Here is a 23,493-nt window from a genome sequence, read left to right as displayed (position 1 = left end):
TTTTCCGTAGATGATCCTATCGGCGTGCGGGGATGGGTCAAGAAAACGGGGGAATCCGCAGGCTCGCGCTCCGAATCCTAATCCTGCTCCTCATCCGGCTCGTGCTCCTCATCCCATTCTTCCCTCCTGCGTATTCTCGTCCGCGCAAGAACAGGCCCAGCGCGAATCCCTTCTCGCACGCCCCGCCCCTCACCTCAGCCGGTCTTCAGCCGGCCGGCGTTTGCCGCCGGTTTCAACCGGTGCTGGGCGGGCCACATTCATTTTTTTTCTTCCTGTCTCACTTCAGCCGGGCTTTAGCCGGACTTGTCTCGGCGTGCGTTCGCGAATTGGCGGATCAGGTAATCCCAAGCCCGGCTGAAGCCGGCTGAAAGACAGGAAGGTGGAAATGGGCAGGTGGTGGCCCGATCCAACCAGCTCAAGCTGGCGGCAAACACCGATCGACGGAAGCCGACCCTTCGGAGGCCGAGCCATCGAAAGCCGCGCTCGGCGTCATGGGCCTGACACCCTTCGAGGTCGGGTGCGACCGGCGTACTCACCCGGAGGGCGGACGAGACCAGGCCGAATCCTCACCATCGGCGCGGTCGGGGAGCAAGGATTAGTCTACGAGGGCGGCCTATGCGATGCCAGAATCCACATCACGAACCCCATCCAGCCTGCGGCCTGAATGTCAGCGCCTTTTCACTCAAAAACCACCAAAAACTCGAAGCGCCCCAACACATGACCGCCGCAAGGGTTGCGAGCGATTCGCCGAGGCTTGTGTCACCTTATGTCACCTTGGATTCGAGCGCTCTCGACGCGAAAAGGACGGCCGACGGAGGCTCGCGGTCGCAACAGGCGAGGGTCCGGCGTCGACCCATTTTTTCGCCGGGCATTACAATCCGCCGCATGTTTGATTTTGTTGATCTGCCGGATCGGGTTGTGCTGGGGAAGGATGTCTACATCGCGCCGACGGCCTACGTCGGCGGGGACGTGACGCTGGGCGATCAGTGTACCGTGATGCACCACGTGACCATTCGCGGGGATGTCTCGGCCATTCGCATCGGGCGGCGCGTCAACATCCAGGACGGCACGGTCATTCATACCAATCGCGGGGTGCAGCTCGACATCGAGGACGACGTCTCCATCGGGCACCACGCCGTGGTCCACTGCCGGCGCGTCGGCGCGGGGACGCTCATCGGCATCGGGGCGATCGTGCTCGACGACTGCGAGATCGGGCGAAGGTGCCTCATCGCGGCCGGGGCGCTGGTGCCGCCGAACACAAAGGTGCCGGACGGTAAGGTGGTGATGGGGGTGCCGGGGAAGGTCGTGCGCGACACGACAGAGACAGAGCGGCTCTACTTCCAGGAAGTACGCGAAAGCTACATCCACCTGGGGCGGCTACACGCGAAGGGGGTTTATCCGAACCACGCGGGGCGGTCGGGGTGAGGGGAAGCGTGAGAACATAGTCCGGCTATCGTTGAGCTAGACATCGGACACGCGGCAAAACAGTAGTATCGACACTCATTAGAAGGGCCGTTCCATGCCGCGCCGAGAATCACTTACCCATCGTCTGTCTTTTATCCTCTTGGCATTTGCGATCGTTCTGGTTGCTGCGTCACCGACACTGGCCAACGCGGGGACGCCGCTGATGTGGGCTTCCGGGCTCTTCATGCTCTTCGGCAACGCGGGTATCGGCATTCTCGAAGGACTGATCATCGGCAGATTATTCAAAGTGAGGATTGGCCGGGCAATCCCGATCATGATCGTCGCCAACTACGTCTCAATGTTCGCAGGGGTGGCGGGCGTCGAGTACCTGAGCAACTGGTTTCAAGACATCCGCATGCGACAGGACCCGCTCTACGCGGGCTGGAGTGCCCTCTACGTAGCGGCCGCCGTGTCGTTTGTTTGCAGCATATTCCTTGAGTGGCCCTTTTGCTTATGGGCGATGAGGAGGGCGGGGACTCGGCCGGGACATGGTCTCCGCGCATCGGCAATGGCTCAGGTGGCGTCGTACACGCTGATCGTGCCGTACTTCTATTCGCTGAGCAGTCTGTCGTTATACAACGATGCGTCGCTCCAGTCGGATTTGCGCTTCGTGAAGCCACCGATTGCGACGGTCTACTACATCAACCCGGACGACGGGGATGTCTGGCGTATCCGGACAGATGGAACGGGCAAGCAGCGCGCGCTAAGCGCGGACCTGTCGCACAGCCAGGCGCGGCTGTTCGTGGACAAGGACGAGAAAAGCGAGCGATACGACCTGTGGTGCGTTGCCGGAGAGCGGGGCGATGTCCGAGTGCTTTCAAAGGGAATCGGGAAGATCGCCGCTCCCCGTAGGCTTTTCGAAATGTCGGATGAACCGGGCACATTTGGAAACCACGGTCTATGGGGAAGGGCGACCGACCACACGGTGCTTGATCCCACCGCCCCCTCGCAATGGAGAGCGTTCCCCGGATTCTGGGCGGCGCAGGGTCTCGCAGTAAAAAGGGGGGATGAAAGAGACTACACGATAGCGATGGACGCTCCGTTCGTGTCGTGGTTCTGCCGAAACGCCGTCAATCTTCCCAACGATCAGGCGATATTCCAATTGGATAACATGATCGTGATTCTCGACATGCCAACAAGGAAGCTGGGGTTCCTCACCATTGGCCGTGGCCCGGTTGTCGCGCTGGATGATGTGCCAACGTCTCAGCCGCGCGTGGCTTCTCTATGCGACTTGAGCGATCGCCGCCTTTGCTGCCGCGACGACGCGGTGGACATCTTTGGCCGTTGTGCGCCAGTTGACGACGCTGATGCGCATGGCGCGCTGGGTGCGCCAGGTGGTGCCGCTGAAGAAGGCTTCGCCGCCGGCGTTGATGGCGGCGATGACGGCGTCGGTTCGGGTGTCGTGGTCGGCGTCGGTGGCGCCGGCGCGCGGGTCGAGGAAGCGCACGAGGCCCTGATTGAGCGTGGGCTTCCAGAGCACTTCGACGCCGGGCAGATTGCCGAGGCCTTCGACGATCGCTGATGCGTGGGCGCAGCAGGTGTCGATGATGCGCTCGAAACCATCGCGGCCGAGCTCGCGGAGGGCGGCGTAGACGGTGAAGCCGCGGGCCCGGCGAGACCATTCGAGATTCCAGTCGATCTCGTCGCGGGCCCTGCCTTCGGCGGCGATGTAGCTGGCGGCGATGGTGAGGCTGTCGCGATGGGCGGCGCGGTCGCGGACGACGGCGAAGCCGCAGTCGTAGGGGACGTTGAGCCACTTGTGACAGTCGGTGGCCCAACTGTCGGCGAGCTCGATGCCGGGCATGAGCGCGCGCTTGGCGCGACTGGCGCGGGCCATGAGGCCGAAGGCGCCGTCGATGTGGACCCATACGCCGGCGGCGTGGGCGATGGGGATGAGTTTGTCGAAGGGGTCGAAGGCGGCGATGTTCAGGTCGGCGGCGTCGAGGACGACGATGGTGGGGCATGCTTCGGCGCGGAGGGTCTGTTCGAACTTTGCGACGTACATGCGGCCGAGGTCGTCGGCGGGGAGAGCGATGAGATTGCGATTGCCGAGACCCAGGATGCGGACGGCGCGGTCGACGGAGTGATGACGCTCGGCGGTGGTGATGACGCGGATGCGCGGCGCGCCGCAGAGGCCGGCGTCGTTCACGTTCCAGCCGGCGCGCTGAAGGACGGCGTGCCGCGCGGCGATGAGGCAGGTGATGTGGGCGAGCTGGCAGCCGGTGGTGAAGGCGAAGGATGCTTCGGCGGGAAGGTGGAGCATCTCTTTGAGCCAGTCGCCGGCGATTTCTTCGGCGACGGCGGCGGAGGGGCTGCACGCGTAGAGGGCGGCGTTCTGGTCCCAGGTCGATGTGAGCCAGTCGGCGGCGAGGGCGGACTCCAGTGCGCCGCCAATGACCCATGCGAAAAATCGACCGCCGGCGCAGCCGTTGTGGCCGCCGTCGGTGGCGGCGACGAGGTCGTCGATGACGCGGTCGGGGGGCGTGCCGCGCTCGGGGACAGCGCCGCCGAGTCGGGCGCGAAGCTGCTCGAGCGTGAGCCGCGCGCCGACGGGTGTGTCGTCCAGGCCGTCGAGATAGCGCGTGGCGTGGTTGAATGCCCGAGTGAGGGCGGGGTGCGGGGTGGGGTGGTCGGTTTGCCGGGGATTACGTTGGTCGAGGGTGGTCATGCTGTTTCCATAGTCAATTGGCACATTGATGAATGGCGCGGCGGATCAGGCACGCCTGACGGCATCTTAGCGTGCGGGGGGAGAGAGGTTCCACCGAATTTGGGGCGCGGAATTCGAATGGCGGAGGGGCATATTGCGCGATACGCCGCGGACTAGGGCCGGGCGGCCGTGTGTGCTAGAATGCTCCATCACAGCGAGCGGAACTGCTCGAAGATATTTTGACACTGCTTACCACGGAGCCGCGAACGATGACCGCCGTTGCCCCCAAGTCTGTTGGAACCCCGCACGCTTACGACTACTTCAATACGCGATCGCTTCTGACCGAGGACGAGATCGCGATACAGGAGGCGGTCGCGCGATTTGTGGATGAGCGCGTGTTGCCGATCATTCCCAAGGCCTTTGAGGATCATCGCTTTCCGGCGGAGCTGGTGCCGGAGATCGCCGCGATGGGGCTGCTCGGTTGCAACATCGACGGCTACGACTGCGCGGGGCTCAACAACGTCTGTTACGGACTGATCTGCCAGGAGCTGGAGCGCGGGGACAGCGGGGTGCGCAGCTTCGTGAGCGTGCAGGGCAGTTTGTGCATGTACCCGATCCTGACGTACGGGACGGAAGAGCAGCGAGAGAAGTATCTGCCGCGCATGGCCAAGGGCGAGCTCATCGGCTGTTTTGGGTTGACGGAGCCGGACGGCGGAAGCGATCCCGGCACGATGAAGACACACGCGGTGAAGAAGGGCGGCGACTGGGTACTCAACGGCGCGAAGATGTGGATCACCAACGGCACGGTCGCCGACCTGGCGATTGTCTGGGCCAGCACCGAGCAGGGGATCATGGGCTTCATCGTCGATAAGGGGACGCCCGGGTTCTCGGCGCGGGATATTCTGCGGAAGTTCAGCCTGCGGGCGTCGGTGACGAGTGAGCTCTTTTTCGACAACGTGCGCATTCCGGACAGCCAGCGGTTGCCGAACGTGCTCGGGCTCAAGGGGCCGCTGGGATGTCTGACGCAGGCGCGGTACGGAATTGCGTGGGGCGCGATCGGCGCGGCGCAGGCGTGCATGAAGGAGGCGCTGGAGTTTGCCAAGATTCGCGTGGTGTTTGGCCGGCCGATCGCTCACACGCAAACGATTCAGCGGCGGCTGGCGGACATGGCCCGGCGGATCACGACGGGGCAGCTACTCGCCCTGCAACTGGGCCGCCTGAAGGACGCGGGACAGCTTCACCACAGCCACGTGAGCATGGCCAAGTGGAACAACGTGCGCATGGGGCTGGACATTGCCCGAGACGCGCGCGACATCCTTGGGGCGGGCGGAATCAGTATTGAGTGCTGCCCGATCAGGCACATGCTGAATCTGGAGAGCGTCATCACCTATGAGGGGACGGAGACGATTCACGAGTTGATTGTCGGGCGGGAGTTGACGGGGCATGCGGCGTTTTAGTTTGGCCTCGGGGGCGAACGGCAGGCAGGGCGGAGAGGCGGCGCTTCGATTCGGGCAAACGGGTTTCGTGATGAAGCCTTTGGTCTGCCGCCTTACAATCAGGCGATGGACCCTGCTTTGGAATCTCTGAGGGCTCGGCTGGCAAAGCTGGCGACGCATTACGACATCACCGGCGAGTGGCCGGAGCAATCGATTACATCTCTGACAGAGGCCGGGGCCTGGGGCTGGGTGGTCGGCCGGGAGTTCGGCGGGCTGGGGCTCGATCCTGTTTCGCAGACGCTGGGGTATGAGGCGGTCGCGGCGGGGTGCATGTCTACGCTTTTGATTCTCAGTCAGCGCGACGCGGCGTGCGAGTTGATCGCCGCCGGTGAGAACGACGCTTTGCGGCGCGATCTGCTTCCGCGATTTGCTCGAAATGAATTGATGACCAGTGTGGGGATCAGCCAACTGACGACGAGCCGGCAGGGGGGGCGGCCGGCGATGAGCGCTCAGCCGTCGGGCGACGGTTTTGTGCTGACCGGGGTGATGCCGTGGGTGACGGGGGCGAAGAAGTGCCACAATGTCGTCACCGGGGCGGTATTGCCGGATGGAAGGCAGATACTGGCGGTGGTGCCGATGGACCGGGCGAATGTCGATATCGACCCGCCGATGCAGCTTGCGGCGCTTCAGGCGACGCTGACGAGTGAGATTCACCTGCGGGCGGTGCACATCGAGCGGGCGTTGATTATTCGCGGGCCGGTGGAGCGCGTGCTTGCGTCAAGGTCGCCGGTGAAGCCGATCGTCGTGGCGACGGCGGGGATCGGGCTGGCCGGGGCGATGGTTCGGCAGATGAAGGTTTATGCTGAAAAGGCGCCGCAGCCGCTGGTGGAATGTTACGAAGATCTCGCGGCGCGGTTTGAGGCAGTTCGCGAGAAGCTGATGAGCCTTGCCGCGTCGATCGCCGACGGGGCGGCCGAGGTGCCGAAGACGGAGATTCGGATCGCGGTGAATGATCTGCTGATGCGACTGGCCGTTGGATTGATGACGCTGGCCAAGGGGTCGGGGTTTTTGCGGCAGCGCGATGCCCAGCGGCTGGCGCGCGAGGCGATGTTCTTTCTGGTTTGGTCGGCGCCGGACGATGTGCGCGCCGGGACGCTTGCCGCGTTTACTCATCGGCCGCCGCCGGTGACAAAGAGCATGACGCGCGGATGATAAGCGGCGATACGGCGTCGTTCGTGGCGGTGCTGGTAAAGTGGCCGATGCGCGGAGGATGCGGCGTCAGGCCAGTTTCATGCAGACCTCGGTAACGAGCTTGTCTTCGGGGGTGAACTGGGGATTATTCAGGTAGCGCTCGATGCACGGCGGCGGGCCGAGTTGGCGGCCGCTGGAAGGCAGCCACTGGCCGCAGAGCATGCCGTAGGTTTCGCCCAGCTTGCTGTATGAGCCGTGATGAACGGCGACGGCGAACTCGCCGCCTTCGACGTCCTGCACGCCGATGTCGCCTTCGGGCTGGACGTTGGGGCCGACGACGAGGGAGGCGTCGTACTGGACTTTTTCCGGCGGTGTCACGTCGGGGTCACTGTAGCAGAGGCCGAAGATTCGCATTGAGGGGCCGAGCAAGCCTTTGGGGCCAGCCCATGACATGAGGCGTCCCCATGCGGCGCCGACCTGATCGTAGGGGCCGATGTGGCGGATGAAGGCGACGCGGGTTGCGGGGATTTTTTCTATTCTGACGTCCATGGCTTTTTCTCCCGGTGATTGGGGTTCGAAGGATTCCAGATCGCCGCCGGCGACGAAGTGCACGTTGGACGGACTGGGCGGATAGGCGACGGCGCGGTGCGTCTTGCGGAACTCGCTGGGGCTGACGCCGAACATGACGGCGAAGGCGCGGGTGAAGGACTCGTGCGCTTCGTAGCCGGCATCGAGTGCCAGGCGTATGACCTGCTCGTCGGAGAACTTGAGGCGGTGGGCGGCGCGTTCGAGCCGGAGACGGCGGACGCGCTCCTTGACGGATTCGCCGACCATGCCGCGAAAGACGCGGTGAAAGTGGAAGGGGGAGAATCGGGCGATGGCAGCGAGGTCGTCGAGTGATAGCTCCTCGTCGAGATGATTTTGAATGTGCACGAGGACGCGTAGGACACGCTCGGTGTAGTCGCGGGCGGTCTGGGCTTTTAGTGGTTCGCTCATGATGGAATTATGGCCGGTGGGCGGGGGAGGTGCTTGATATTCCTTGCGAGTTTGGTCTTGAGGGGCAGTGGTCATGGGAACAACTATCGATAGGCGATTGTGGCGACGAAATGCCGCGATGGGATATAATGAGCATTCGCCACGGCAGTGATGGATTCAGGTTCTGAGGCATAACGCCCAATGCAGATGCTCGAACGGATTCGCAGCGCCATTTTGAGCCGGCGATATGCCTTTTCCGAGCATGCATACGACGAGATGGATGAGGATAACCTTGATGTACTTGATGTCGAAGCGGCCATCCTGACCGGACAAATTGACGCGGTGCTGACTGACGATCCAAGAGGAACCCGATATGTGATTGTCGGAACCGGTTGCGATCTTACCACGCAGGTTGCGACAGTTGCGAGGTTCGTCGAAGGCGAGCAACTACTCATTATCACCGTCTACGAAGTAAAGTAGGGATCGCGATATGTACGACTTTTCTTGTGAGCATTGCAGCGGACTGGTAAAGGGTCGGACCTCTCAACAAGAGGCGCTTCGGCACAAGGGCCGGTTTGTCATCCTTGAAGATGTACCGATCGGGGTTTGCGAGAAATGTGGGGCTCGTTACTACGATGCATCGGTGATGCGGCGTGTCGCGGAGATTGGGCGGGGTACCGCACCGAGTGCACGGGCCGTAGAGATTCCTATTGCTAAGTTCGAGGGCTAAGACGGGTAAGGTGCTTCGAACGTAGTGTTGCACGGGGGCGAAGCTGTGATTCGGCTCAAGGGCCATCCAAGTGAAGAGTCTCTTTGCGATCCTCTGGACATCCGCGGTTTCATCCACGGGATGCGCGCTACCGGTCGCTATGTATCCCATCTTCGCGGCCGGGTCGGGGAGACGGTCGAGTTTCGAGATCGCGATGGCAAGCTGATCGAGGCTGACGGGCTGCTCGTTGTTAATCGCCGTGACAATTATCGAGTTTTCCTCGGTCATTATCAGGGAGCGCCCATCACGCACATAATTCCAATCGTAGAGGGAAAGGCCAAGGTTCCGGTCGACATTCTGCTCGGTTCGGTGGCGATCATTCCAAACGAAGTCGTCATCGGCTATGGGATCATGGGTATCATCGAAGGCGTTAGAACGAAGCCGGTGCTTACCGCGGTAACTACTCCGATTCTTATTGGCTTGTTTGCTATTCCGATTACCTATACGTATCCATCAGAAGAAGTGTTTCTAGTTCCTTTGATCCCAGGCTTCCATCGGCAACTCGACTACATGAACCCAAACCCCTGGTTTCCTCAGGACTTGACGGTTGAGCGCTACATGCTCCCCCTTTTCGAGAATCGATATGAAAGGCGAGACAAGGACACCGGGAACTTAATATTCAGCCTGAGGAGCAATGCCTCTGATAGATATGGGGCTTGGCGCTATTGGAAACTCGTCCGAAAGCGCATCCGAAAGCGCTACGAAATGCAGTCCGGCTGGCAGGAACCCGACATTCGGCTGGAGCCGTACCACCACAAGAAACTCATGACGTTCATCGGGGACGAACTCGCGCGAATCGAAGAGCTGCCCCCAACGGCGAAGAAGGATGGCGAACCGGACGCCTCTTTGCCCGCTGGGGCTTCCAGTTACAATTCCGGGTATGAATGAAACCGCACCGAAGCAATTGAATTTTGTCCAGGAGATCGTTGAGGCGGATAATGCCGCGCTGCGCTGGGGCACGGGGCCTGACGGGCGGCCGCGGGTGCAGACGCGCTTTCCGCCGGAGCCGAACGGGTATCTGCACATCGGTCACGCCAAGAGCATCTGGCTGAACTACGGCCTCGCCGAGAAGTACGGCGGTCGGTTCAACCTGCGCTTTGACGACACCAATCCGGTGAAGGAAGAGCAGGAGTACGTCGACAGCATCGTGCGCGACGTGCGCTGGCTGGGGGCGAAGTGGGTCGGCATGTCTGACACCGACGCCGAGGCGGGCGTCATCTTCTCCAGCGATTACTTCCAGCAGATGCACGACTGGGCGGTCGAGCTGATCAGGAAGGGGAAGGCGTTTGTCTGCGACCTTTCCGCCGAGGAAACCTCGCGGCATCGCGGATCATTGACGAGGCCGGGGACGAACAGCCCGTTTCGCGATCGGAGCGTTGAGGAGAATCTCGACCTGTTCGCGCGGATGCGCAAGGGAGAGTTCCCCGACGGGTCGAAGACGCTGCGGGCGAAGATAGACATGGCGAGCCCGAATCTGAACCTGCGCGATCCGGTGATGTATCGCATCCTGCATGCGGCGCATCATCGCACCAAGGACGCGTGGTGCATCTACCCGATGTACGATTGGGCGCACGGGCTGGAAGACAGCATCGAGAACATCACCCACAGCATCTGCACGCTGGAGTTTGAGAATCATCGGCCGCTGTACGATTGGTTTCTCGATTCGATCAACGAAGGGCGGACCGATGACGGCAGCGGGCCGTGGGGCCGAAGAATCGCCCATCCGCAGCAGATCGAGTTTGCGCGGCTGGCGGTGACGCACATGCTGATGAGCAAGCGGAAGCTGCTCGATCTGGTGAAGGACAAGCACGTGCACGGGTGGGATGATCCGCGGATGCCGACGCTGAGCGGATTGCGGCGGCGCGGTTATACGCCGGAGTCGATTCGGGCTTTTTGCGCAGACATCGGCGTGGCGAAATTCAACAGCACGATCGAGATCGTGCGTCTGGAGAATGCCATTCGGGAGCATCTCAACAAGGTGGCTCCGCGGCGGATGGCGGTGCTGCGTCCGCTGAAGCTGGTGATTACGAATTTCCCCGAGGGGCAGGTCGAGCAGCTCGACGCGGTGAACAATCCGGAGGATGCGGCGGCGGGCACGCGGCAGGTGCCGTTCGGGCGCGAGCTGTATATCGAGCGCGACGATTTTCAGGAGACGCCGCCGAAGGGGTATCACCGGCTGTATCCCGGCAACGAGGTGCGGCTGCGGTATGCGTTCTTCGTGAAGTGCACGGGGTGCGTAAAGGACCCGGCGACGGGCGAGGTGACGGAAGTTCACGGGACGTACGATTCGGCGACGCGCGGTGGTGACTCGCCGGACGGGCGGAAGGTGAAGGGGACGATTCACTGGGTGTCGGCGGCGCACGCGATCGACGCGGAGGTGCGGCTGTACGATCACCTGTTCTCTGCTGAGAATCCTGAGTTCGTGTCGGGTCAGCGGATAGACGGCGGGGAGCAGGCGTGGCTGGGGAATCTCAATCCGAACTCGCTGGAGATGCTGAGCGGCTGCAAGCTGGAGCCGAGCGCGGCGGAGTACTCGGTTCAACACGACGCCTTCGGGACACTATTGCCTGACCGGGTGCAATTCGAGCGGCACGCGTATTTTTGCGTGGACCCGGACTCGAAGCCGGGGAAGCTGGTGTTTAACCGGACGGTGTCGCTGAAGGACACGTGGGCGAAGATGGCGAAGAAGGGGTGATCCATGTCCAGTGATGGATTGGATCGTGTTTCAGATATTGATGGTCGGACGTGGACAACTACAAGTGGGTAGGTAAACACGAGTCGCTTTAGACTTTCCTGGACTCTGTGGAATGGCGGGCAGAGACGCCTGCCCCACTACATCGCGAAACCGATTTCTAAGTGCACGCCGTTGTTTTGCTATCGCAGTTGAGTGCAGCTTTTAATAGCAAAGACCCCGTGACGTGTGATCGCCACGGGGTCTATGTTGTTGGCTCAATTCGCAAACGGGCCGCGATGAACGGACACGTTTGGAGGGCGCTTAGCGCGAGCGGCGTCGTATGACGAAGCCGGCGCCGAGGATCAGCAGGCCGATCGTGGCCGGCTCGGGGATGACTTCCTTGAAGAGGACGTCGGTGAGCTTCGTGGGGACAAAGTTCGGCTGATCGATGTAGGCTCCGGTGTAGCCGTTAAAGCGGTAAATCTCACCGGTGTTGAAGGCCATGAAGCAGTCAAACGTCACGGGGTCATAGGTAAAACCGTGCGGGCCGCCGCCGGCGAGGGACTGGACATCGATGAACTGCGACCACGAGTTCAGGCCGGAGTCGTATCGCCAAAGGCCTTCGACGCCGGGCCCTTCGTAGAGGGCGGTGGCATAGAGTGCGCCATCGGGGCCGAAGCCGATTTCCTGCGGGGCGAAGGGGACGGCGATGTCGGCGCCGAGCGATGCGCCGCTGACGAAGTTGTAGCGCTTGATGCCGAAGCCTGAGCCGCCGTACCAGTTGGCGACATACATGCTATTGCCGTTGAAAGCGTGGAGATTGGCGCCGTCACCGGAGCCGACGACGGTGCGAACGAACGCGCCGGTATTGGGGTTATACTCTTCGACGCCGGTCGGGCCGCCGACGACGAGATTGCCGTTGGGCGCTTTGGCGGGGCCAAGTCGCAGGCCTGCTGCGCCGACACTCTGAATGAACGCGCCGGATGTGGAGTCAATCTTCGTCAGGCCGCTAAAGCCACCGATAAAGAAATCCTGGTTCGTGCCGGCGACTGCGCCGAGATAGGGATAGATTGTGCCTACTTCGCCCTGGTTGGAGAAAACGTTGCTGTAGCTGCCGCCGAGAACGCCGGCATAGACACCGGGTACATGCGGGAATGCGGGGAGTCGGTCGAACTGGTAGACCTCATTGACCGCGTCGCTGAGGACGTAGAAGTCGTTGGGGTCGCCGGAAACACCGGCTTTGGCGGTGGACGCCACCGCTGACACAAGGAGAGCGAGGGCAACTTTTCGAATCATGGTTCGGCCTTTCAGTTTGGGTACGTACATAAAACACTCGCGGAGAGTTACATACTCTCGTCGCGCAAAAACCGGCTAAGAGTTTCTTCGGGTGCTTGGAGCCGCCAATGGGTGCGAGCCGGGCGGCACTATATTAAGATGTTCCCTTCCTTCTTGCTCAGAAATCGAAGTCTATCAAATTGGGGGCGGAGATTCAAGACTTCGCCGGTCGCCAAACGGGATGGGGGTGCTCCAGTTTCCGAAGCACAAGTGCCTATTGGCCATCCAATTGCCGCAGCAAAGTCCGAGATTCCGGCTCGTCCGGAAACAGGGATATCACATCTCGCAATGCGGCAATGGCGGCCTCTTTACGGCCCAGGTCGCGAAGGCAGCGAACGGCGGCCAGGCGCGGCGCGATCCAGTCTGGTTTGCTTTCGGCTGCCTGCTTGAATGCCTGCAAGGCATCCTCGCGGCGGCCCATTTTTTCCAAGACGATGCCGCGGTTGTAATGCGAGGGCGCAGGCTCCGGACCCAATTCGGCCGATTGTGTGAAGTCGCTGATCGCCTCCTCGTTTCGGCCGAGCCGGGTGAGGAGGCCGCCGCGGTTGTAATGGGCCGTCCAGCTCTTCGGGTTGAGCGACAGTGCCGTCTCATAGGAAGCCAGGGCCTCATCAATGCGACCGGTGCGCTCATAGGCCAGGGCCAGGTTTACGTGGACCGCGGATTCTTTCGGGGCGAACTTCAACGCCTTTTCGAAATGGGCGATGGCTGACTGGGTTTCGCCGCGTTGATCGAGAATCACGCCGAGGTTCAGGTGTGCCGACCAGGCCGCATCGTTCTTCGCCAGGGTATCGCGCCAGAGCGACTCTTCGGATTGAAATGCAAAGGTCCGGGCCATGGTGAGGCCGCCGAGGCAGACGAGAACCGCCGCGCACACCGACTTTACCAGCGGACTTGCGGCGTGCGCGATCGAAGAGCCAGCGCCTCTGGCGACTCGATGGAGCGCGGCAGCGAGCAGGACCAGCGGACCGATTGAGGCGAGATACTGAAAGTGATCCGCGACGAAAGAGTACTTGAATGGAAAGACGTCAATGAAGCCCAGGGCGGGAACGAGCGTACCTGAGAAAAAGAGCATGGCCGCCGCCGGGCCGCGGCCGATTCGACGGCGCATGGCCAGCAGCCCAGCGAGCAGAAGCAGCCATCCGAGCGGCGCGGCGAGATCGAGCAGCGACGCTGGATCGGGCGTCCATCGCGGATAAACGAAGCAGAGATTCGCGGGCACAAGAAGCTTGCTCAGATAGAACCAAAGTGCGCTGCCTGCAATGATGCAGCGCTGGGCGACGGAGAGTTGCCAGTCGATCTGCTCTGCGCCGACGTGTGACTGCTCGAGATGGGTCGTGAGCGCGGCGAACGCGCCGCCCAGGAGGAACATGGGAACAAGCGGCAGGCCATCGAGTAGCGTCAGGCGCCCACGTTTCCACCAGATGACAAGCAGAATCGCCGCCGGCAGCGAGCAAGTGGTCGTCTTGCTCAAAAGCGCCAGGACAAACAGCCCAAGCGAAGCGATGTACCACCCGATTCGCCCGCGACTCGGCGCGCTGTCGGGCGGAATGAACCTCATAAAGGCGGAGGCGGCAAGCATGTAGAAGAGGCCGGACAGCACGTTTTTTCGTTCGGCGATCCAGGCGACTGATTCCACGTGAACCGGATGCAGCGCAAAGGCCGCGGCGGCCAGCCAGGCGCCGGGGAGCTTCAAACGCAAGAGCAATCGCCACAAGAAAACGGCGGTCGCCGCATGAAGCAGCACGTTGACGACGTGATAGCCGGTTGGATTGAGGCCCCATAGTCGGCGCTCCAGCCAGAACGTCGAGAACACCATCGGGTAATACTGTGGCGAGGCGCGCGGCGTGAGCCAAATCTCGGCAAGTCCGTTCTCGGATGTCAGGGTCTTGTTGCGCGTGAGGTAGGAATCGTCGTCCCAGACATAGCCTGCACTGAAGACGGGCACATAGGCGAGGATCGTCATCGCGACCAGCAGAAGGAACTGCGCGCTGCTTCGGGTGACGAGACGGGGAGTCGAGGACGTCATCACCGGGGCCCCGGCTGGCCAAGGGTTTCATGGGCGGTGACGTCGCCGATTCGGATCGTCATATGTTCTCCCCGCATGTCGGGCATCGAACGCTCCAGTCATTCAAGAGGGGAGCGCCGCAGTGAGGACAGGACGGACCGGATGTCCGGCTGCGCCGTCGAACCCATACGCCCGCCCCAAGGACAAGGACCACCGCGAAAGCCGCTGCGCACCATCCGATCATCGCGCATCACTCTCAGGGCGCCGCGACTGGTTCGACGGCGAGCGATTGAAGCGTGAACTCCACCTCATGCGGGGGCCCGGCAGCCTGGGTGAAGCCGGGGGGCAGCACGAAGGTGACGGCGCGACGAATCTTCACGCCCGGCTTCTCAGTGTCGGAGACCAAAACGTCGACGAATGCGCGGATGTCGCGCGGGTCGAGTTGTTCGATTTTTTCCTTGGGGCCCGTCACATCGATGTCGGCGCGGAGATTGGTATCTGAGTTGACGACGATGCGGAAGTCGCGCTGCACCTGATCGGGCATCGACCACATGATCTGGATGGGCCCCTTGCGACGGGTGGTATTGAGCGACTCGATGGCGCCGGTGATGGTCACGTCGGAACTGGGGACGAACTTCAAGTCCACGCCGGGCGGAATGGTTCGCAGGGCGGGCAAGGTCAGCGGCACCGTCACCTGAAAGGAGCCGTCGGGTTTTCCGGCCGATCGGATGTGCTTTTCGGCGTCCGCGGAGGCGACACGATTCTGCTCCAAGCGCGTGGCGAGGAAATTCGGCAATCGAACAGAAACCTTTGACGGGCTTGCCGTGGCCAACACTTTCAGATTGCCATAGACCGGCTCGACGCGGACGTTCTCCACGGTTGTGTAGCCGTCGATGATGACCATGACGTCTGAAGGCTCGATGTTGGAGATGAGCCCCATTCCGAATTCATTAAACTCGCTGACCCGACTGAGCAATTCGCGAGCGGAGAACGGCTGCGGTTTTGAGCTGCCCGGTTCGGACGTCCCGATCTTCGCCTCAAACAGGCGTCCTTCGGCGGCGATCTCGGCGAATTCCAGAATTCGCCTTCTGCGGGCGTTGAGGGTCACGGTGAAGACGGCCTGATACGGCACATCGGCAATCGAGGCGTAGCGATTGGGATCGCTGCTGACCAGCCGGACCGAGACGCGGAAATTCTGTTCTTCCTTGACGTTCTGATCGGCGGCGAACCAGATCATCAACGTTACGAAGACGATGACAGCGCCTGATTTGAATCTCTCCCACATCATCCGGTTCCTGAATTCAGGACGTTACTTCTATCCGCTCGGTACTTCGCGTGGCTTCGCCGACCTTTTCGCGGAGCAGTTGCCGCAGGGTCTCGCCGGTGAGGTGCCGCTCCATGACGCCGTTTTCGACGAGGCTGATCGTGCCGGTCTCTTCGCTGACCACGATGACCAGGGCGTCGGAATCCTGCGACAGTCCGATCGCGGCGCGATGGCGGGAACCCAACGATGCGTCGAGCCCTTCTGATTCGGTCAGGGGAAACTGAACGGCGGCAGCCGCCAGGCGCCCCTGCGAAATGATAACGCCCATGTCGTGCAGGGCGGAGCCCGGCCAGAAGATGGTGAGCAGGAGTTCCTTGCTGACTTCGGCATCCAGATGACAGGCCGAGTCCATGAGTCCGCCAAACTCGGTCGCCCGCTCAAAGGCGATCAGGGCGCCGATTTTGTTCTTTGACAGGTAGATGACCGCCTCGACCACTTCATCGATCACCCGCCCGAACTCGCGTCCGCTGGGTCCAAACCATGTCGCCGCGCCAAGGCGGATTAGCGCCCGGCGCAGTTCCGGCTGAAACGCGACGAGGGCGATCAGGAAAAGCGCCGCGACGAAGACGGGGTAGATTTGTTTGATGCGCTCGAGATCGAGGACGTTGGCCACCAGGGATACCAGCAGCGAGCTTCCGGCGAGGAGGAAGATAAATCCGCGCAGGAGTCTGGCCCCGCGCGTGCCGCGCAGGAACCGCATCACCGCATAGACGGCCAGGCCGATCAGCAGGAGCTCGACCAGGTCGGTCGGCTCTCTCCGCTGGATGATGCTCCGCAGTACTTGAACAAGCTCCATATCGGGTCGCCGAGTCAGTGAGCGTGCCGCGGCCTGAATGCGAGAATGCGTTCAGCGCGGGCGCCATGCCCATGGTCATTGCTAGCATAATTCGTGTGCGCCCGATCATCCAGCGACGAATCGCGCGGAACTCACGAGGATTCTTGCCGCGCCGAAAGACGACGCTATGCTGCCGGGGAAGACGGAAACCGAACCATGAAGCGACATTCAGTCTTTATCACCCGTGCCACGCCCGAAGAGGCGACGGCCCTGCTGGCCTCGGAGGGGTTCATCGTACACCAGAACTCGCTGCCGCGCGGTCTGAGCCGGGAAGAAATGCTGAAGGAGGTCGCCCGGCACGATGCGGTGATCTGCCAGGCGCCCGATCGCATTGACGCCGACGTGCTGGCCGCCGCTGCGCCACGGTGTCGGATATTCGCCAATTGCGCGGTCGGTTATGACAACATCGACATTGCCGCGGCGAGTCGGCTCGGCATTGTCATCTCCAACACGCCCGGCGTATTGACCGAGGCCACTGCCGATCTGACCTGGGCCCTGATGCTGGCGGCAGCCCGGCGGGTTTGCGAGGGCGATCGAGTTGTCCGGGCGGGGCAATGGCGAGGGTGGGGGATGCTGGATTACCTCGGGGCGGATGTTTTCGGCAAGACGCTCGGCATCATCGGCGGCGGCAGGATCGCCGCGGCGGTCGCCCGACGCGCGGCCGGCTTCAACATGCGTGTGATCTACACGTCGCGCTCGGAGAAGGCCGCCATGAACGAAGCGGGCGGGCGCCGGATGCCGTTTGACGATGTTCTGCGCGAGGCGGATTTCGTCTCGATCCATGTCGCCCTGACCGACGAAACGCACAAGCTCTTCGACGAACGGGCCTTCGCCAAGTTGAAGCGCGAGGCGATTCTGATCAACACCGCTCGCGGGGCGATTGTGGACGAGCAGGCTCTGATTGCAGCATTGTTTTCCGGTCGCCTTGCCGCCGCGGGCCTGGACGTTTATACCGACGAGCCCGACGTCCCGCCGGAGTTGGCGGGATTGAAGAACGTTGTTCTCCTTCCGCACATCGGCTCCGCCACGGTCACGACGCGGGTCAAGATGGCGTGTCTGGCCGCGGACAATGTCATCGCCGTGCTTGGCGGCCGTCCTCCGCTCACGCCTGTCGTCAAGACCTGATGCCATGCGCAAGATTCGCCGTGGAAAACCCATTTCGCGACTGGCCGAAGCTTCGCCGCCGTCGACCGGACACTTGCGAATACTTCGCGTCGTCTCGCACATTCCGCGCGGCCGCATCACCACCTATGGCCGCGTCGCAAAGGCGGCCGGATTGCCGGGTCGCGCTCGACTAGTCGGTGCATTGCTCGCCAGATCGCCGCTTGCCGCGGGACTTCCGTGGCATCGTGTGGTCAGCTCGCAGGGGCGTATCAGCGTCCGAGGCGGCGACGGACCGAATCGGCAGCGCAGGCTGCTCGAAACAGAAGGCGTGAGACCGGACGAACGTGGTCGTTACGATTTACGGCGCTTCGGCTGGGCCGCTCGTGCGTGACTTCACGCATCTCACCCGTGAGCTTATCATGGTTACCAAGTGCCGAGCACTGAGTGGCCCATAGACATCACCCGATTTCGGCGGGGCAACCTCGACCATGTTGCGATTCAAGGTATTTGAGAACGGCGCGCCCGCGACGACGGTAGACCTCCGCGGCGCTCACCTCCTGGGGGCGGAGCGTGTGCCGATCCGTGCTGAATTGCGATTCGAGAAGGGTCATCTCGTTTGCGAGCCCCGTTCCCGGGCCGCCGCGGCGCTGGCCATCCAATGGAACGTTCCCGATTTCGGCAAGGTCATGCTTGAAACGCCGCGATTGCTGGATCGCGCACAGCCCTACGACCTGCTCTCGGAGCTGGCGCGTGGGCAGTTGATGCGCATCAGCCTCAAGCGCGAGGACTGGGGCCTTTACGGCGCGCCGGATAGCGAAGAAGTGATTCGCACGGTCGACGCCGCAAGAGATCTTCTCCTCACCGCGATCACCTGTCCGAATGAAGTGGAATGCGCGGCCCATGCCGAAAAGGCCCTGATCGCCGCCCTGAATGCCGGCGAGGCCGTCACGGGACTTCATGCCAACATCAGCCTCGGCCGTCGCCGCGCCGCGAATCACGTCGGACAGCGTCCCCTCGGCTGCCGGCTGGATATCGCGGAGGTTTATTCGCAGGGGACTTCGGCTCCCCATCCTCAAAGATTGCCGGGTGGACTCGATTTCGTCAGCGTGCCCATGCCCTGGCGCATCATCGAGGCGAAAGAAGGCAAGGCCTCCCTCACCGCGATCGAGCCGTGGGTACGTATCGTCAAGGAACGAAAGCTTCAACTGTGGGCGGGTTCTCTACTTTCCTTCGATGATGTCCACCGGCCCGATTGGTGGTCCGGCTCATCCAAGGAGAAGGACTATGTGCGTCTCAGAGATGCCGCCGCGAAACATCTGCGGCAGATGTTCAAGGCGCTGGCGCCGCATGTTCAGGCTTGGGAGATCGCTTCCGGGCTTCACGCTTATAACCCGCTCAAGCTCAAGCTCGAACAGGTCATGGAATTGACCCGGCTCTCTTCGATGCTGGCCCGTCAGGCAAGCCCCAAGACCCAGGCGATTCTGACCATTGTCCCGCCCTGGCCGGACTATTACGCCGCCGATCCGCAGACGGTGCCGCCGTTGCTCTATGCCGAGATGGCGATCCAGAGCGGCATCAGCTTCGATGCGCTGGGCATCGAGATTCGCTTCGGCCATCTTCCCGCCGACAACATCGTCCGAGACATGCTCCAGGTCTCATCCGTGCTCGATCGCTTCGGCAATCTGGGGAAGCCGATTCACGTCGTGGCAGCGGGCGTCCCGTCATGCCCGGATGGGTCGGGCGGTTCGTGGCGCGGTCCGTGGTCGGAAGAGATCCAGGCACGATGGCTGTCGGAGTTCTATGCAACGGCGTTCGCCCGGCCGTTTGTCGAGACGGTTTCGTGGCACGGCCTTGCCGATTCGCCTAACGACCCCGCCGCTTCCTGCCTGCTGCGAAGCGACCTGTCGCCACGGCCCGCTTTGCAGAAGCTCCAATCCTTCCGCGAGTCGCTGCTTGCCGCGGGAAACTAATCCATATTATCGACTGAGAAACTCGACGATCTTCTCGCCGAACGCAGGCAAGTCTGGTGGTCGGCGGCTGGAGATGTGGTGCCGATCGACCACGACCGGCGCGTCGATCCACGTGGCGCCGGCGTTGGTCAGGTCGTCTTTGATGGCCGAGGTGCTGGTCATTTTCACGCCTTTGACGATTCCCGCGGAGATATTGATCCACGATCCGTGGCAGATGGAGGCGATGAGTTTGCCGGCGGTGTTGAAGTCTCGCGTCAGTTCGAGCACCTTTGGATCGCGGCGCAGCTTGTCCGGCATCCATCCGCCGGGAACGATGACGCCGTCGAAGTCTTTGGCCGCGACCTGGCTCACCGCTGCGTCGCTCTCGCAGGGGTAGCCGTTTTTTCCGCGATAGGTGTGCCGCGCTTCCTGCCCCGCAAGGACCGTTTTGGCGCCCGCCTCTTCCAGGCGGAGTTTCGGATACCACAATTCGAGGTCTTCGTAGTCGTCGCCGACGAAGATGAGAATTTTTCTGCCGCTTAGAGTTGCCATCGTTTATGCCTCATGATTCACTGTTCGGATTGGGCGGATTGCCATAGACTCTGCGAGCGTCCGATGTCCATCGATCATATTAGCGCCGTCACCTTCGCTGTGGCCGATATGGCCCGCGCGGTTGCTTTTTACCAAGCGTGCGGGTTCGAACTAATTTACGGTGGGCCGGGCGCCGACTTCACCAGCCTCCGCGCCGGACAGGGCTTTGTCAACCTGATACTGCAAAAAGACTATCCGCCGAACTGGTGGGGCCGGGCCATTTTTCGCGTCGCGAGCGCTGATGAACAGCATCGACAGCTCATCACCGCCGGTTTGAAGCCCGACGCGGCGCCGCAGGACGCTCCGTGGGGCGAGCGATATTTTCACATCACCGACCCCGATGGCCACGAATTGAGCTTCGCCGAGCTGCTCCCACCGCGCCGCGCCGCGGACTCCTGAGCCGGGCGATCCCGTCGAGATTTTTTCGTAAGTGGCGAGGCATGCACCCTTTCAATTACACTTTCCGTCGTCCGTGTTTTTTGTCACTTGATGTGGAGCAATCATCGTGGCATCACTCGATTTTGTCGTTCTCTTTGTCTATTTCGCCGCCATCGCGGCGATCAGTTACTGGTCGAGCAAGAAGAGCCTCGACTCGAGCGAGAACTACTTCCTCAGTGGGCGGAGCGTCGGCTGGCTGGCGGTGGGGGCGAGCCTGTTCGCCAGCAACATCTCGGCCGAGCACTTCATCGGCTTGGCGGGGTCCGGCGCTTCGAGCGGCCTTGCCGTCGGGCAGTTTGAGTGGCTGGCGTGTTTTATCCTGCTGCTGCTCGGCTGGTTCTTCGTGCCGTTCTATCTGCGGCTGGGCGTCTTCACGATGCCGCAGTTCCTGGAGCGGCGCTACGACTCGCGCTGCCGGACGTATTTGTCGATGGTTTCGCTGGTCGCCTACGTCTTCACCAAGATCAGCGTGGCGGTGTTCGCCGGCGCGCTCGTTCTCAAGGAGGTGCTCGGGTGGAACATCTGGGCCGGGGCGATCGTGCTGGTCGTGGCGACCGGTATCTACACGATCTTCGGCGGCCTTCGCGCGGTCATCTACACCGAACTCATGCAGGCGTTCATCCTTATCGCCGGCGGCATCTTTCTGACGTTTGCAGCGATTTCGAAGGTGGACGGTCTCGGGGCGCTGGCCAGTGGCGTCGAGCCGGAGTTCTTCAATCTGTGGAAGAGCGTCAACCATCCCGACTTCCCGTGGACGGGCATTCTCTTTGGGGCGCCGATCCTCGGGGTCTGGTATTGGTGCACGGATCAGATGATTGTCCAGCGAACGCTCGCCGCGAAGAACGTCAGCGAGGCACGGCGCGGCACGATCCTCGCGGGCTTCCTCAAGATTCTGCCGGTGTTCATTCTGGTGTTGCCGGGCGTGGCCGGTCGGATTCTGTTTCCGGACACCAAGCCGAACGACATGTACGCCAAGATGGTGAACGACCTGCTGCCTGTGGGGGTCAAGGGCATGGTCGTCGCGGCGCTTCTGGCGGCCCTGATGAGTTCTCTGTCAGCGGTGTTCAACAGCAGCTCGACGCTGGTGGTGATCGACTTCTATCAACGGCTGCGGCCGAGGGCGACGGAGCGCGAGCTGGTGTGGGCGGGGCAGATTTCGACGGCGGTGCTGGTTGTCGTGGGACTGGTGTGGATTCCGTTCATCGGCGTGGTGAGCGATCAGTTGTTTGTCTATCTGCAATCGGTGCAGGCTTACATCTCGCCGCCGATTGCCGCGGTGTTTCTGGTCGGGTTGATCTGGCGTCGGGCGAATGCCACCGGCGCCTTCGCGGCGCTGGTCATTGGTTTTGTGCTGGGAGCGGTTCGATTCGTGGCGGAGCTTGGCGTGAAGTCGGCGACGCCGTGGGTGACCTGGCCGCCGCTGGTTCAGTTTGCCCAGATCAACTTCCTGCACGTTGCCATCATTCTCTTCGTCATTTCCGTTGTTGTGCTGGTCGGTATCAGCCTGGTGACGGCGGTCCCGACGGCGACGAATCAGCGTGTGTTCGACAAGACGGTGGCCGCGGCCCAGGATCTGCGCGGAGCAGAGCGCAACAAGGTCAACGTCATCCTCAGCGTGATCCTGGTCGTCGCCGTTCTGGCCATGTGGGCGTACTTCAGCAGGTTGTTCTTCAAGTAGTCGGCGTTTTTCCACTATACTGGGTTAGCAGTCTATCCGCGGAGCGAGGTTGATTCTCCATGGCGAAAACAAAGCGCCCTTGGTACGCCGACGGTTTGCAGTTCACGTGCACCCAGTGCGGAAACTGCTGCACCGGCGCGCCGGGCTATGTCTATGTGACGCCGGAGGAGGTCGGCAAGATCGCCGAGTTCATTGGTTCGCCGAACGGTGAACTGGGGCCGGAGCACCTGCGCAAAGTCGGCAGGAAATTATCACTGACCGAGGACAAGGGCTCCGGCGACTGCTGCTTTCTCAAGCATGTCGATGGCAAGCGCATCTGCACGATCTATCCGGTGCGACCTTTGCAATGTCGAACGTGGCCATTCTGGGACATCAATCTGGAATCGATCGACGACTGGAATGAGGCGGCGGTGGGGTGCCCGGGCATGAATCGCGGGAAGTCCTACGATCTGGTTCAGATCGAAGTGCGCCTGAACGCGAAGCGCTGGGAGGATGTGCCGAAGTGAAGGTGCCGCTGAGTCATCTCATTTCTCAGGCGGAGGAGCCGGCGCCGGTGACGCCGGGCGGCGACGCATTCACCGAGGCGATGCTGGCCTTTTATGCTGAGGTCGATGCCACGGTGGCGGCACACTCGCCGGTGTGCATCAATCGCGGGCACTGCTGCAAATTCGATTCGTTCGGTCACAAGCTGTACGTCACCGATGTTGAGTTGCGTTACTTTTCCGAGGGGATGCGGTCGAGCTGGCTCGAACCGACGGACGAAGCAAGGTGTCCTTATCAATCCGGTGGACGCTGCAATGCTCGGGAACGCCGCCCGCTGGGCTGTCGCATTTTCTTCTGCGATCCTGCGGCTCAGGCCTGGCAGGGCCCGGCGTACGAGCGATTCCTGGAGAGATTAAAGGCGATCGGCGAGTCGTTTTCGGTTCCCTATCGATACAGTGAGTGGTTATCGGCGCTTCGCGAGGGCGAGTCACAACGGGATTGACGTTCCGGCCCCGTCCGCAATAGAATATGGGGGACTACTTGGGAGGGACATCCGCCGCCATCGGTGGACCATACCGCAAACCTGCCAGCC

The 23,493-nt window shown here is 61.9% G+C and carries 21 protein-coding genes; 14 read left to right on the top strand and 7 right to left on the bottom strand.

The features are described from left to right. The first annotated feature begins 885 nt into the window (after nucleotides 1-885). Nucleotides 886-1,425 carry a gamma carbonic anhydrase family protein gene (locus tag HS101_06705; GenBank protein MBE7505963.1) on the top strand — a complete coding sequence of 180 codons (540 nt, stop codon included), beginning with the start codon at nucleotides 886-888 and terminating at the stop codon, nucleotides 1,423-1,425. Between the two features lie 1,261 nt (nucleotides 1,426-2,686). On the opposite strand, the gene HS101_06700 is transcribed toward HS101_06705, so the two are convergent. After that, the gene (locus tag HS101_06700; protein ID MBE7505962.1) at nucleotides 2,687-4,132 is read right to left on the bottom strand and encodes an aspartate aminotransferase family protein; all 1,446 of its coding nucleotides are present in this window, start codon (nucleotides 4,130-4,132) and stop codon (nucleotides 2,687-2,689) included. A 248-nt stretch (nucleotides 4,133-4,380) separates the two neighbouring features. Between HS101_06700 and HS101_06695 the strand changes: the two genes are divergently transcribed. Beyond that, nucleotides 4,381-5,568 carry an acyl-CoA dehydrogenase family protein gene (locus HS101_06695; protein MBE7505961.1) on the top strand — a complete coding sequence of 396 codons (1,188 nt, stop codon included), beginning with the start codon at nucleotides 4,381-4,383 and terminating at the stop codon, nucleotides 5,566-5,568. Between the two features lie 105 nt (nucleotides 5,569-5,673). Further along, nucleotides 5,674-6,759, top strand: coding sequence for an acyl-CoA/acyl-ACP dehydrogenase (locus tag HS101_06690; GenBank protein ID MBE7505960.1), 1,086 nt, complete (start codon nucleotides 5,674-5,676; stop codon nucleotides 6,757-6,759). A 66-nt stretch (nucleotides 6,760-6,825) separates the two neighbouring features. On the opposite strand, the gene HS101_06685 is transcribed toward HS101_06690, so the two are convergent. Continuing rightward, complete coding sequence (locus HS101_06685) at nucleotides 6,826-7,734, bottom strand: AraC family transcriptional regulator (protein MBE7505959.1); 909 nt, start codon at nucleotides 7,732-7,734, stop codon at nucleotides 6,826-6,828. A gap of 180 nt (nucleotides 7,735-7,914) precedes the next feature. Here HS101_06685 and HS101_06680 point away from each other — a divergent pair, with 180 nt between their 5' ends. The 4 genes from HS101_06680 to HS101_06665 are packed head-to-tail and all read left to right on the top strand — an operon-like array spanning nucleotide 7,915 to nucleotide 11,177. Then, nucleotides 7,915-8,193, top strand: coding sequence for a DUF4258 domain-containing protein (locus HS101_06680; GenBank protein MBE7505958.1), 279 nt, complete (start codon nucleotides 7,915-7,917; stop codon nucleotides 8,191-8,193). Nucleotides 8,194-8,203: 10 nt separating this feature from the next. Beyond that, on the top strand, nucleotides 8,204-8,443 hold the full coding sequence (locus tag HS101_06675) for a YgiT-type zinc finger protein (GenBank protein ID MBE7505957.1): 240 nt from the start codon (nucleotides 8,204-8,206) through the stop codon (nucleotides 8,441-8,443). Between the two features lie 45 nt (nucleotides 8,444-8,488). Next, nucleotides 8,489-9,370, top strand: a complete 882-nt coding sequence (locus HS101_06670) for a hypothetical protein (protein MBE7505956.1) — start codon at nucleotides 8,489-8,491, stop codon at nucleotides 9,368-9,370. Beyond that, nucleotides 9,363-11,177, top strand: coding sequence for a glutamine--tRNA ligase/YqeY domain fusion protein (locus HS101_06665; GenBank protein ID MBE7505955.1), 1,815 nt, complete (start codon nucleotides 9,363-9,365; stop codon nucleotides 11,175-11,177). Before HS101_06670 ends, HS101_06665 begins: the two co-directional genes overlap by 8 nt. Before the next feature lie 300 nt (nucleotides 11,178-11,477). Here the strand turns inward: HS101_06665 and HS101_06660 are convergent, their stop codons facing one another. The 4 genes from HS101_06660 to HS101_06645 all read right to left on the bottom strand — a co-directional run bounded on the left by HS101_06660 (nucleotide 11,478) and on the right by HS101_06645 (nucleotide 16,619). Continuing rightward, on the bottom strand, nucleotides 11,478-12,452 hold the full coding sequence (locus HS101_06660; GenBank protein MBE7505954.1) for a PEP-CTERM sorting domain-containing protein: 975 nt from the start codon (nucleotides 12,450-12,452) through the stop codon (nucleotides 11,478-11,480). Nucleotides 12,453-12,705: 253 nt separating this feature from the next. Further along, entirely contained in the window at nucleotides 12,706-14,520 is a 1,815-nt protein-coding gene (locus tag HS101_06655) for a tetratricopeptide repeat protein (GenBank protein ID MBE7505953.1), read from the bottom strand. Between the two features lie 235 nt (nucleotides 14,521-14,755). Then, nucleotides 14,756-15,784, bottom strand: a complete 1,029-nt coding sequence (locus HS101_06650; protein ID MBE7505952.1) for a hypothetical protein — start codon at nucleotides 15,782-15,784, stop codon at nucleotides 14,756-14,758. A gap of 16 nt (nucleotides 15,785-15,800) precedes the next feature. Beyond that, a complete protein-coding gene (locus tag HS101_06645) occupies nucleotides 15,801-16,619 on the bottom strand; it encodes a TIGR00159 family protein (GenBank protein ID MBE7505951.1) in 819 nt (272 codons plus the stop codon). Between the two features lie 195 nt (nucleotides 16,620-16,814). Here HS101_06645 and HS101_06640 point away from each other — a divergent pair, with 195 nt between their 5' ends. From HS101_06640 to HS101_06630, 3 genes are all read left to right on the top strand, one after another. Beyond that, nucleotides 16,815-17,783: a D-glycerate dehydrogenase gene (locus HS101_06640; GenBank protein ID MBE7505950.1), complete on the top strand. Its 969-nt coding sequence runs from the start codon at nucleotides 16,815-16,817 to the stop codon at nucleotides 17,781-17,783. Nucleotides 17,784-17,787: 4 nt separating this feature from the next. Beyond that, a complete protein-coding gene (locus tag HS101_06635) occupies nucleotides 17,788-18,153 on the top strand; it encodes an MGMT family protein (protein MBE7505949.1) in 366 nt (121 codons plus the stop codon). Nucleotides 18,154-18,250: 97 nt separating this feature from the next. Further along, nucleotides 18,251-19,732 (top strand): hypothetical protein, encoded by a 1,482-nt coding sequence (locus HS101_06630; protein ID MBE7505948.1) that lies wholly within the window; start codon nucleotides 18,251-18,253, stop codon nucleotides 19,730-19,732. 6 nt (nucleotides 19,733-19,738) lie between these two features. Here the strand turns inward: HS101_06630 and HS101_06625 are convergent, their stop codons facing one another. Further along, nucleotides 19,739-20,263: a type 1 glutamine amidotransferase gene (locus HS101_06625; protein ID MBE7505947.1), complete on the bottom strand. Its 525-nt coding sequence runs from the start codon at nucleotides 20,261-20,263 to the stop codon at nucleotides 19,739-19,741. Between the two features lie 63 nt (nucleotides 20,264-20,326). On the opposite strand from HS101_06625, the gene HS101_06620 reads away from it, so the two are divergent. From HS101_06620 to HS101_06605, 4 genes are all read left to right on the top strand, one after another. Beyond that, nucleotides 20,327-20,701 (top strand): VOC family protein, encoded by a 375-nt coding sequence (locus tag HS101_06620; protein MBE7505946.1) that lies wholly within the window; start codon nucleotides 20,327-20,329, stop codon nucleotides 20,699-20,701. 106 nt (nucleotides 20,702-20,807) lie between these two features. After that, a complete protein-coding gene (locus HS101_06615) occupies nucleotides 20,808-22,418 on the top strand; it encodes a sodium/solute symporter (protein ID MBE7505945.1) in 1,611 nt (536 codons plus the stop codon). A gap of 59 nt (nucleotides 22,419-22,477) precedes the next feature. Then, the gene (locus tag HS101_06610; GenBank protein MBE7505944.1) at nucleotides 22,478-22,924 is read left to right on the top strand and encodes a YkgJ family cysteine cluster protein; all 447 of its coding nucleotides are present in this window, start codon (nucleotides 22,478-22,480) and stop codon (nucleotides 22,922-22,924) included. Further along, complete coding sequence (locus HS101_06605; GenBank protein MBE7505943.1) at nucleotides 22,921-23,403, top strand: hypothetical protein; 483 nt, start codon at nucleotides 22,921-22,923, stop codon at nucleotides 23,401-23,403. Before HS101_06610 ends, HS101_06605 begins: the two co-directional genes overlap by 4 nt. The last annotated feature ends 90 nt before the right edge of the window (nucleotides 23,404-23,493 follow it).

It is taken from the genome of Planctomycetia bacterium (genome assembly GCA_015075745.1).
In the GTDB taxonomy this organism is placed as follows: Bacteria; Planctomycetota; Phycisphaerae; order UBA1845; family UTPLA1; genus UTPLA1.
This window is presented reverse-complemented; position numbering and strand designations above follow the sequence as displayed.